This is a genomic window from Ensifer sp. M14 (genome assembly GCF_003355565.1).
Lineage (GTDB): Bacteria > Pseudomonadota > Alphaproteobacteria > Rhizobiales > Rhizobiaceae > Ensifer.
Genome location: NZ_QJNR01000011.1, coordinates 139234 through 150563, shown reverse-complemented (window position 1 = coordinate 150563; position 11330 = coordinate 139234). Strand labels below are relative to the sequence as shown.

The following is an 11330-nucleotide window of genomic DNA, read 5'->3' as shown; positions in this document are numbered from 1 at the left end:
AGACAGAACACAGAGTCAGGATAATGGCGTCCTTCCCTCTGACGAGATCGACGCAGGCGACGACCTCGAGGTCATTCATGAATTTTATCCCTGGGCGGCTCATTGAGCCGCTTTGCCGTTCCGGCTGACGCTGGCGAGCGGCATGCCGCAAGGGACGCTTCGCCATGGCCGGTGCAAATTTGCACCTTGCAGGCCATGCCCTTGCGGCTTTTGCTCTTCGCGTCCGTCAGAAGCTGGCCCGCAAAATGCGGGAAGGAAAGCAATGATAAATTAGCCGCCACGCGGCCGGAGAAGAAAATGAAGAGAGACGAGATCGAGCGACTCCGGGATACAGTGGGTTGTCAAGCGGTATTGGAAAAGGCTGGGTTTGCCCTTGATGGCAAGGAAAGTACCAAGCGAGCGATGAAGTATCGCCGCGGTAGCGAGATCATTATCGTCACCCATGCCGGCCGGGGATGGTTTGATCCTCTCAGTGACGCCAAGGGCGATATCTTCGGTTTGGTGACCACCCTGGAGGGCTGTAATTTCCCGGAGGGATGTATGCGGGTCGCCGAGCTATCGGGGTTGCGGCCATCTGATCTTGTCTGGAACAAGGACACCGTCGAGACGATCAGCCTAGTCTCGACTGCTGAAGATTGGGCGCGCCGACGATCGCCTTCGGCCGGTTCTGCCAGCTGGCGTTATCTTCGATGGCAAAGGTCACTCCCCGCATTTGTCATCCGGGCGGCGATCAACCGCAATCTGCTGCGCGAGGGGCCTTACGGTAGCATTTGGGCAGCCCATACTGATCACCATGGAAAAGTGAGCGGTTGGGAGGGGCGTGGGCCCGATTGGCGCGGCTTCGCGAAGGGTGGCGCCAAGATCCTGTTTCGGCTCGGCGCTGACCACGCCACTCGATTGTGTGTCACCGAGGCTGCTATCGATGCGATGAGTTTGGCCGCAATTGAGGGAATGCGCGACGGAACGCTGTATCTCAGCACAGGCGGTGGCTGGGCGCCAGCCACCGCAGCCGCACTGCGCCGGCTTGGTCAGCGGCCCGACATACAGCTTGTGGCAGCAACAGACGGCAATTCTCAAGGTGATGTTTTTGCTGATCGGCTGCGCATCCTCGCCGAGGATCTCGGCTGTTCGTGGCTTCGCCTGCGTCCCCACGCCGACGACTGGAATGAGGTTTTGAAGCAAATGGAGAAGGAAAAGACCCAAAGAAGGGTGGAAAAAGGAGGCGTGCCGCCTGCACGCCCGCCGCATCAAGGGAGGCTTCGCCCGGCTGCACCGGCCCTTGACCCGGCCGACGGGCAGGCCGGCGTTCCGGAAGGTGTCAAGGAGGACTGAAGAGGAAGGCGAGGTCGTGAGGATCTCGGCACTTCGGTCCGGCAAACCCGAAGGAACAGCCAATGTCCAACCATACCATAATTCGAAAGATCTTTGAGGGGCGTGCGACCCGTCAGCAGATGTTCTCGCTTTTCGATCGCCATGCCAAGCGACCCACGCGGGGCCACGATGAACCAGCAGCGCTCTACGCCGGTGAGTGGTTCGAAATTTCGGAAGCCGAACACGACTACATGTTCGAGATCCTGCCGCCGCTGTGGATCTGCGGCTCTACGTTCGCCATGCGCGAATTCATGACGGGTTCGGTAACCTCGGTGTTCTTTGCCCTCAGGATCGATGGGCTGATCCGTTACTTCCACGGTTACTGCGATCTTTTCGACAGCTCGAACGTCGAAGCGATGAGACTGGCCATCATCGAGCGCGAAAGCCGACCCGTCCGAACAATCACGCGCGATGAACGTCTTGAGCATATCTGGAGCATCACGGCGGACGCCTACCGCGGCTATGCCGGCGATCGCTGGCCGCCTGCAGCGCGAGGGCAGCGCACCGTCATGCTCTGGTGCACGGCTAAGGGAACGACGCTGAAGCTGCTCACCGATTTGACCGAAGACGAGGTAGCGGCCAAGCTCCCGGTTCAGTTCCGTTATCTCCCCGACGCCATTGCGGCTTGAGGGAGGATGAGATGCTTTCGTTCCCGCTCGAAAAAGTACGCGAGGTTCTCGATCGCGGTCGGGTCGACGCTGAGGCAAATGGCGGCTTTCGCAATTTACATCACGGGCTCCTGCCCGGCGAAAGTGAACAGCCAGGCCTCTGACTTGTCGGAGATAACGGCGTCTATCTGATGTCGAACTGCAAGCTGCCCGAGGGTATCAGGCCGCTCGTGATCTACGCCGAAGAGTGCGACCCAAACACAAATGAAGACTGGTTTCACGTCAAGCGCGCCACGTTCGGCGGCGATGATGGTGTTGAGTTTTTTAATGGTGCTTCTCTGGAGGCCATGATGGCCGCCAGTCCTACCGCAAGCCACCTCTCGATCGTTTTCCACGACGACGCGATGCACTTGTCGCTCATCACGCCGCAGTAGGCACCGTCGGCCGCTTCAAGCCAACCCAAAATCGCCTCTCTCAGCACGGTCAAGCCGGCGCTCACGCACCGTCGATGTCGTGCGCTGGCACCACAAGGAGAAACCCCATGAGTAATAACCTTTTTCACTCGATCGGCCTGATACCCTCGACATGTTTGGCAGTTCTGCCCTCTCATCCGGACTAAGCATTGGCATCCCCATTTGTGGAGGCTTCGAGCCGGTTGCCGCTAACGATGACGATCCCGATCCGACACCTCCCTCTCCTCCCTTAATGCCTTCTCCAAAACGCGCGATAGCCAAAGCGTCGCGACCGGCCCTTCCAAGCCAGATGGAACGGGCAAACTTCTATCTCGATGGCGATGATCGTCGTCTTGCTACGACGTGGAAGGAGCGCGCGCTCACCAATGTCGCCGCCATTCTGACCGCAAATGAGATTGAGCGAAACGACGTACCCATCACGCGCGAGCACCAGAAAGTGCTGATCCGCTTTACCGGCTTCGGCGCCGGCGAGCTCGCCAATGGCATGTTCCGTCGGCCGGGCGAGGTCGATTTCCGCAAAGGCTGGGACGATATTGGTTCTTCGCTCGAGCGCGCGGTTTGCGAGAGCGATTACGCGTCGCTTGCCCGCTGCACCCAATATGCGCATTTCACGCCGGAGTTCATTATCCGCGCAATCTGGGCTGGGGTCCGGAAACTGGGCTGGCGCGGCGGCCGGGTGCTCGAACCGGGTATCGGCACGGGGCTGTTCCCTGCCCTGATGCCGCAACCCTATCGCGACGCCGCCTATGTGACCGGGATCGAGCTCGATCCGGTCACCGCCCGCATCGCCCGCCTGCTTCAGCCGAAGGCGCGGATCATCAATGGCGATTTTGCCCGCACGGATCTGGCACCGATCTACGATCTCGCCATCGGCAATCCACCCTTCTCCGATCGCACCGTCCGCTCGGACCGCGCTTACCGGTCGCTTGGCCTTCGTTTGCACGACTATTTCATCGCTCGGTCGATTGACATGCTGAAGCCCGGCGCGCTCGCCGCCTTCGTCACCTCACATGGCACCATGGACAAGGCCGATACCACGGCACGCGAGCATATCGCCAAGTCGGCCGACTTGATCGGGGCAATCCGGTTGCCCGAAGGCAGCTTTCGCCGTGACGCCGGCACGGATGTCGTTGTCGACATCCTCTTCTTCCGCAAGCGCAAGCCCGGAGAGCCGGAGGGAAATCAGCTGTGGCTCGATATCGATGAAATCAGGCCGGCCACCGAGGACGAAGGCGCCATCAGGGTCAATCGCTGGTTTGGTCGGCATCCGGACTTCGTGCTCGGCACACACGCCCTGACCTCCGGCCCGTTCGGCGAGACCTACACATGCCGGCCCCGCGATGACGAGGATCTCGACGCCGCCCTCGCCGCTGCAATCGATCTATTGCCGGCCGATCTCTATGACGGCGAGCCGACACCGATCGATATTGATCTGGAGGAAGAACTCGGCGAGATCGTCGATCTGCAGCCGAGAGGCGGCTCCGTTCGCGAGGGCAGCTTCTTCCTCGACCGGTCGAAGGGCCTGATGCAGATGCTCGACGGCTCGGCCGTGCCGGTCACCGTCCGCAAAGGTCGCACGGGTAATGGGGTCCCGGAAAAGCACGTCCGGATCGTCTCAAAGCTGATCCTGATCCGCGATGCAGTGCGCGAGGTCCTGAAGGCGCAGGAAGCCGATCGGCCATGGCGCGATCTCCAGGTGCGATTGCGCATCGCCTGGTCGAGTTTTGTGCGCGATTTCGGGCCGATCAACCACACAGTCGTTTCCGTTCAAGAGGATATCGAGACCGGCGAGGTCAAGGAAACGCATCGCCAACCGAACCTCGCACCGTTCCGCGACGATCCCGATTGCTGGCTGGTCGCCTCGATCGAGGACTACGATCTGGAGACGGACACGGCGAAACCGGGGCCGATTTTTTCCGAACGCGTGATTGCTCCGCCGGCCGCCCCGACGATTACCTCACCTGCCGATGCGCTCGCCGTCGTGCTGAATGAACGAGGCCACGTCGATATCGACCATGTCGCGGAGCTGTTGCACAGCGATCCGGCTGATGTGGTCGACGAGCTGGGCGAGGCCATCTTCCGCGATCCGGCCGATGGATCGTGGAAGACGGCGGACGGATATCTCTCAGGGGCCGTCCGCACAAAGCTCGCCGCCGCGCAGGCAGCGGTCGAGCTCGACCCCGCCTATGAGCGCAATGTCCGCGCCCTCCAGGAGGTCCAGCCGGCTGATCTCCGGCCATCCGACATCACAGCCCGCCTCGGCGCACCTTGGATCCCGGCCGCCGATGTCGTCGCCTTCGTCAGGCAAAAGATGGAGGCGGAAATCCGCATCTACCACATGCCGGAGCTTGGTTCCTGGACGGTGGACGCACGGCAGTTCGGTTACAGCGCCGCTGGCACATCGGAATGGGGAACGAGCCGCCGCCACGCCGGCGACCTGCTGTCTGACGCGCTGAATAGCCGGGTCCCTCAGATCTTCGACGTGTTCAAGGATGCGGACGGCGAGCGCCGGGTCCTCAATGTCGTTGACACCGAAGCCGCGCGCGACAAGCTCCAAAGGATCAAGCAGGCATTCCAGGACTGGGTCTGGACCGATCCGGATCGAACCGACCGGCTGGCCCGCGATTACAATGACCGTTTCAACAACATCGCGCCGAGGAAATTCGACGGCTCCCACCTGAGACTCCCTGGCGCCTCTGGCGCCTTTATTTTGTATGGGCACCAGAAACGCGGCATCTGGCGGATCATCGCCGATGGCTCGACCTATCTTGCCCATGCCGTCGGCGCCGGTAAGACGATGACCATGGCGGCAGCCATCATGGAGCAGCGCCGGCTTGGCCTGATCGCCAAGGCGATGCTGGTCGTGCCCGGCCATTGCCTTGCGCAGGCGGCGCGCGAGTTTCTAGGACTCTATCCAAATGCCCGCATTCTCGTTGCCGACGAGACCAACTTCACCAAAGACAAGCGTGCCCGGTTTCTGTCTCGTGCGGCGACTGCAACGTGGGATGCGATCATCATCACGCATTCGGCGTTCCGTTTCATCGCCGTGCCCTCAACCTTCGAGCAACAGATGATTCAGGACGAGTTGCAGCTCTATGAGGATCTGCTGACCAAGGTCGACAGCGAGGACCGCGTTTCGCGCAAGCGCCTCGAACGGCTGAAGGAAGGTCTTCAGGAGCGGCTCGAAGGCTTGGCGACCCGCAAGGACGACCTTCTGACCATCTCCGAAATGGGCGTCGATCAGATCGTCGTCGACGAGGCACAGGAGTTCCGCAAGCTGTCCTTCGCCACCAACATGTCGACGCTAAAGGGCATCGATCCGAACGGCTCGCAGCGCGCCTGGGATCTCTATGTCAAATCCCGCTACGTCGAAACGAAGAACCCCGGCCGCTCACTGGTGCTCGCTTCCGGCACGCCGATAACGAATACGCTCGGCGAAATGTTTTCGATCCAGCGCCTGCTCGGCCATGCTGCGCTTGCCGAACGCGGATTGCACGAGTTCGACGCCTGGGCCTCCTGCTTCGGCGACACGACCACCGAACTCGAAATCCAGCCTTCGGGCAAATACAAGCCGGTCAGCCGCTTTGCGTCGTTCGTGAACGTGCCGGAGCTGATCGCCATGTTCCGCTCGTTTGCCGATGTGGTGATGCCGGATGACCTGCGGCAATACGTGAAGGTGCCCAACATCTCGACCGGCCGGCGGCAGATCATGACGGCCAAGCCGACGGCACTGTTCAAGACCTATCAGCAGACCCTCGGCAGCAGGATCAAGGCGATCGAGCAGCGCGAGGGTCCCGCCAAGCCCGGCGACGACATCCTGCTGTCCGTCATCACTGATGGGCGCCATGCGGCGATCGACCTGCGCCTCGTCATGCCGGCGGCTGAAAACGAGGAGAACAACAAGCTCAATCTGCTCGTCCGCAATGCCTACGGGATCTGGAAGGATACCGGCGAGGCGATCTATCGACGCCCCGACGGCAAAGACTTCGATCTACCAGGGGCTGCCCAGATGATCTTCTCCGATCTCGGCACGATCAATGTCGAAAAGTCCCGCGGCTTCTCGGCCTACCGCTTCATCCGCGACGAGCTGATCCGGCTTGGGGTGCCGGGATCGCAAATCGCCTTCATGCAGGACTACAAGAAGACCGAAGCCAAGCAGCGACTGTTCGGCGATGTCAGGGCCGGCAAGGTTCGTTTCCTGATAGGCTCGTCTGAAACGATGGGCACGGGCGTGAACGCTCAAGCGCGGCTGAAGGCGCTCCATCACCTCGATGTGCCATGGCTGCCGTCGCAGATCGAACAGCGAGAAGGCCGGATCGTCCGTCAGGGCAACCAGCACGAAGAGGTCGATATCTTCGCTTATGCCACAGAGGGTTCGCTCGATGCCAGCATGTGGCAAAACAACGAGCGTAAAGCCCGGTTCATTGCCGCGGCCCTGTCGGGAGATACCTCGATCAGGCGGCTCGAAGACGTTGGCGAAGGGGCGGCCAACCAGTTTGCCATGGCCAAGGCGATCGCATCCGGTGATGAACGGTTGATGCAGAAGGCAGGCTTGGAGGCCGATATCGCACGGCTCGAGCGGCTGCGGGCCGCCCACGAGGACGATCAATATGCCGTCCGTCGGCAGATGCGCGATGCAGAGCGCGAAATCGAGGTCTCAGCCCGGCGGATCGCCGAAATCGGCCAGGACATCGCGCGGCTTCAGTCGACCACCGGCGACGCCTTCACGATGACGGTTCTAGGTAAAGAACATGCCGAGCGCAAGGAGGCCGGCCGGGCGTTGATGAAGGAGATACTCACACTGCTGCAGCTCCAGCAGGAGGGTGAAGTTCATCTGGCGACGATCGGCGGCTTCAATCTCGTTTATGATGGTGAGCGGTTCGGCAAGGGCGACGGCTATCGCTACGAGACGCTGCTTCGGCGTACCGGTGCGGACTACGAGATCGATCTGGCGATCACGGTGACGCCGCTGGGCGCAATCTCACGGCTGGAGCATGGACTCGGCGGCTTCGAGGAGGAACAGCGTCAGTATCGCTGGCGGCTCGACGAGGCCGAGCGCCGGCTGAGTTCGTATCAGTCGCGCATCGGCGGCGCTTTCCAGTTCGGCGATGAGCTCGGCGCCAAGAAGAAGCAACTTCGCGAGATCGAGGAAGAACTGGCTGCATCCGCCATCGCAGGCTTTTTGCCTGGGCTCCATTCCAGTCGTGGCATCGACGAAGGATCGCGGGTAGAGACTTGTAATTTCTCGACCTCATCCATGTCTGATGATCACTTCCCGTTCAGATGATGTCCTGCAAATGGCGCTTGGCAATGGCTTTCGGAGTCGTCCGGGTTAGACAAAGGGCGCTCCCTTCGCGGGTCGAGCGCCCTTTTTGCGTTTTCGTTTCCTGGCAAGGTCCTGCGTGCCATTCGCGCCGCAGCGTGCGCGGGCCAGCCCTTCAATAGAGGAATGGAGGAGAAGGAGGAGGGAAAGAACCGATTGCTGATCGATCCTCCTGCCGACGCAGCTGCTCAACCGCCACCTGCGCCATCCCGGCTACTCGTCCTTCGCAGGGCTGTCAGCCCCGCTTGTTCTTCGCAGCAGGGATGCTCGGTCGCAGTTGCGTCAGTCCGGCCGATCAGCGGTCCGGGAGATGTCTTCGAGAAAAATGAAGACAGGAAGGGCCGGCATGGCGCCGGTCCGGAACTCTCTAGACAAGGACAAATCCCATGCAAATCATCAAGGTTGACCCGCGCGCGTTGAAGGAAAACCCCGACCGGATGCGCCAGTCGAAGTCGTCGCCGCAGGCCGATGCGCTGATGCTGGCCACGATCAAGGCCGTCGGCATCGTTCAGCCGCCGGTGGTCGCACCGGAAACGGATGGCGGAAATGGTTATATCATTGACGCCGGCCATCGCCGTGTGCGCCTTGCCATCGCCGCAGGCCTCGAAGAAATCGAAATCCTCGTCGTTGATGCAGCCAACGACAACGGCGCGATGCGTTCCATGGTCGAGAACAGCGTTCGCGAAGCGCTCAATCCGGTAGACCAATGGCGAGGTGTTGAACGCCTTGTTGCACTAGGCTGGACAGAGGAAGCGATCGCCGTCGCTCTTGCTCTTCCCGTCCGCCAGATCCGCAAGCTGCGCCTGCTTGCCAATGTCCTGCCAGCTATGCTGGAGCAGATGGCGCTGGGCGACATGCCGTCCGAGCAGCAGCTACGGGTGATCGCGGCCGCGGGCCAAGTCGATCAGAAAGAAGTCTGGAAGGCGCACAAGCCAAAGAAGGGTGATACGGCGCCATGGTGGCAGATCGCCAATGCGCTGACGAAAAAGCGCATGTATGCCAGGGACGCGAGCTTCGGTGACGATCTGGCTCAGGCCTACGGCATCGAATGGGTGGAGGATCTCTTCGCACCGGCCGACGAGGACGGCCGCTACACCACCAATGTCGAAGGTTTTCTTGGCGCCCAGCACGAATGGATGACGAACAATCTGCCGAAACGCGGCGCGATCGTCGAGGTCAACAGCTGGGGCCAGCCGGAACTGCCGAAAAAGGGATCCCAAGTTTACGGCAAGCCGTCCAAGTCCGACCATACGGCGCTCTACCTCGATCGTGACGGCAAGGTCCAGACCGTGCATTACCGCATGCCCGAGGCGGCGAAGCCGAAGGGTGCTGTTGGCGACGGATCGGTCACTGGCGGCGATGACACCGACGCAGTCGCCACGCCGAAAGCCCGGCCCGACGTCACGCAGAAGGGCCACGACATGATCGGCGATTTCCGCACTGATGCCCTGCACGATGCGCTCGGTCGCGCGCCGATCGAGGATGATATGCTGATGGCGCTGATGGTCCTGGCGTTCGCCGGCCAGAATGTCCGCATCGACTCCGGCGCAGATGGCACCTTGTACGGCGGCAAGCGCTTCTCGCGTCATGCCGTCGGACTGTTTGACGAGCATGGCAAGCTCGCCTTCGATCAGGACACGCTTCGGATCGCCGCCCGCTCGGTGCTGATCGACGTCCTCTCGTGCCGGCGGGGCATGTCGAACAGCGGCATGGTCGCGCGCTTCGCCGGCGAGGCTATTGGCGCCGACGCTTTCCTGCCAAACATGGGCTCAAAGGACTTCCTCTTGTGCTTGTCGCGTCAGGCACTGGAAGCCTCTTGCGCCGAGGCATCGGTCCAGCCGCGCCCGAAGGTCCGCGAAACCCGCGCGGCACTCGTCGAGCATTTCGCGTACGAACACTTCGTGCATGCGTCGGCCCGCTTCGCACCGCCTGCCGACGAGTTGCTCGAGTGGATCCGGGCAGGCGCGGACACGGGTGGCATCGGCGCCACGCCCCAGGATGAAGGGGAAAGCCGTACCGATGATCCATCGGTAGATCAGCCAGAACACAATACCGACGATGTGGTCGAAGGCGAAACTGAGGATGCGGATCTGCCCGACCATGATGTGCATGACGAAGACGTCGATCAGAGGGTTGCAGCATGACCGCCGCCTTCCAGTCGAACATGACACCACCCACCCCCGATCATTTGGGGGTGGAGTTTGCCACCACTGCGGACGGCCTGCCCGTGGCCCGCATCGGTGACCTGGTCCTTGCCATGGTCACATCACAGAGCGGCTTTGCTTTTATTGCAAGCGCCCGTGCGATCCGTCGGCCACTCGCAGATCTGACGCGCGCCGACTTCATCGGGCATGACGGCCGGGTGGCGGATGAAGCAGAGTTCCGGGCCCGTGTCGCCGAGACCGCTGGTCACAAACGCGATCTGGCCAAACTGAACCGCATGCAAACCCGCATTTCGGCCAGCACACCATGGGGCGGATCGCAGAGAGCGGTCGTGTACGCCGAGGGCGTCGTCGCCCACATGACATCAGGGCATGGGGGCTTCCATCTGTCGACAGAGCGCAATGCCAAGGTCCATCCGCTGCTGCGGAAGGATATGCCCTGGTACGAGGAAGACTGCGAATGGGCGATCGTAGCGATCTGCTTTCCGGACCTGTTCACCACCTATGAGCGGTCGATGGCTGAGAAGACCGTCCGCAATACTTGGCCCGACGCCTGGGAGAAAATCCATGGGCGTGCGCTCGCCGAGGGCGAGAGCTGGGCCAAGGATCGCCGGGCGTTCGATCAGCGTCATGCCGTCGACTTCATAGTCACGTCGGCAATCTTGTCCGATCAGCGCCCCGGCATGACGGAGGTCGTGGCGAAGATCGGCGGAGGCCATATCCGCGGTGGCGAAGAACGCCGATTTCTGGTGGCAAGCGACGAATATGCGGGGCGGGGGCGGTTCGGCTTCGTCATCGATCTCGCGCGCCACGCTGAATATGATGGCCCCTCCTCCTTCATTGGCTGGAGAAACCGGGGGGATGGGTCATGATCGACATCCGCCTATTGAGGCCGCTGGCGAAAGCAATCGGCGCCCGGCGCGAGACCCAGCGGCATCTCGATTGTCTGACTCGCCAGATTGCGGCGCGCGCCGCAAGACAGGCGACCACAGTGAAGGTCCGGAGCCGCGCGCGGCACCGGTCCAGTCCCCGTCTCTACCATCGGGAGATCGTCGACCGCCTTGCCTTCGAGCGCTGGGTCGAACTCGACATGATCGCCTGCAGGCTGGCGATGCAGGAGCAGGTCATCGGGGCGTTCCTGCATCGCGACCGCGAGCCTGTGCTGCATCCGGCGATATAGGAGGACCCGAAGCGAAAGGACCTGGCGATGTCCTACCCGGCTGCGATGTCATCGTCATGGTGGGCTTGGCCATGTCTGTCGCTTGCCTTGGGATTGATATCGGACCCGTGGCGGACTGCCCTTCTTGTTCGCTGCGGTCTGAACCGGCGGCCGGTCGTTTCAAGGCCGCTTGCGCGCCGCGGGGCGGCCGATCCAGCCTCTCTGCGCGAGGGC

6 protein-coding genes and 1 pseudogene are annotated in these 11330 nt (G+C 61.8%); all 7 read left to right on the top strand.

Features of this window, described 5'->3' with window-relative positions:
- Positions 1-297: 297 nt before the first annotated feature.
- The 7 genes and pseudogenes from BLJAPNOD_RS27755 (at position 298) to BLJAPNOD_RS27725 (ending at position 11117) form a co-directional block, all read left to right on the top strand.
- On the top strand, positions 298-1332 hold the full coding sequence (locus BLJAPNOD_RS27755) for a DUF3991 and toprim domain-containing protein (protein ID WP_015647727.1): 1035 nt from the start codon (positions 298-300) through the stop codon (positions 1330-1332).
- A 62-nt stretch (positions 1333-1394) separates the two neighbouring features.
- Positions 1395-2000 (top strand): DUF1419 domain-containing protein, encoded by a 606-nt coding sequence (locus BLJAPNOD_RS27750; protein ID WP_015647728.1) that lies wholly within the window; start codon positions 1395-1397, stop codon positions 1998-2000.
- An 11-nt stretch (positions 2001-2011) separates the two neighbouring features.
- A pseudogene (locus tag BLJAPNOD_RS27745) lies at positions 2012-2413 on the top strand (DUF3085 domain-containing protein).
- Positions 2414-2564: 151 nt separating this feature from the next.
- Entirely contained in the window at positions 2565-7739 is a 5175-nt protein-coding gene (locus BLJAPNOD_RS27740) for a DEAD/DEAH box helicase family protein (RefSeq protein ID WP_015647730.1), read from the top strand.
- 422 nt (positions 7740-8161) lie between these two features.
- On the top strand, positions 8162-9919 hold the full coding sequence (locus tag BLJAPNOD_RS27735; protein ID WP_015647731.1) for a ParB/RepB/Spo0J family partition protein: 1758 nt from the start codon (positions 8162-8164) through the stop codon (positions 9917-9919).
- Positions 9916-10809, top strand: coding sequence for a hypothetical protein (locus tag BLJAPNOD_RS27730; protein WP_015647732.1), 894 nt, complete (start codon positions 9916-9918; stop codon positions 10807-10809). Before BLJAPNOD_RS27735 ends, BLJAPNOD_RS27730 begins: the two co-directional genes overlap by 4 nt.
- Positions 10806-11117 carry a hypothetical protein gene (locus BLJAPNOD_RS27725; protein WP_015647733.1) on the top strand — a complete coding sequence of 104 codons (312 nt, stop codon included), beginning with the start codon at positions 10806-10808 and terminating at the stop codon, positions 11115-11117. Before BLJAPNOD_RS27730 ends, BLJAPNOD_RS27725 begins: the two co-directional genes overlap by 4 nt.
- The last annotated feature ends 213 nt before the right edge of the window (positions 11118-11330 follow it).

Coding starts and splice junctions, on each gene's coding strand:
- BLJAPNOD_RS27755 (WP_015647727.1), top strand. CDS start 298: ATGAAGAGAGACGAGATCGAGCGACTCCGGGATACAGTGGGTTGTCAA.
- BLJAPNOD_RS27750 (WP_015647728.1), top strand. CDS start 1,395: ATGTCCAACCATACCATAATTCGAAAGATCTTTGAGGGGCGTGCGACC.
- BLJAPNOD_RS27740 (WP_015647730.1), top strand. CDS start 2,565: ATGTTTGGCAGTTCTGCCCTCTCATCCGGACTAAGCATTGGCATCCCC.
- BLJAPNOD_RS27735 (WP_015647731.1), top strand. CDS start 8,162: ATGCAAATCATCAAGGTTGACCCGCGCGCGTTGAAGGAAAACCCCGAC.
- BLJAPNOD_RS27730 (WP_015647732.1), top strand. CDS start 9,916: ATGACCGCCGCCTTCCAGTCGAACATGACACCACCCACCCCCGATCAT.
- BLJAPNOD_RS27725 (WP_015647733.1), top strand. CDS start 10,806: ATGATCGACATCCGCCTATTGAGGCCGCTGGCGAAAGCAATCGGCGCC.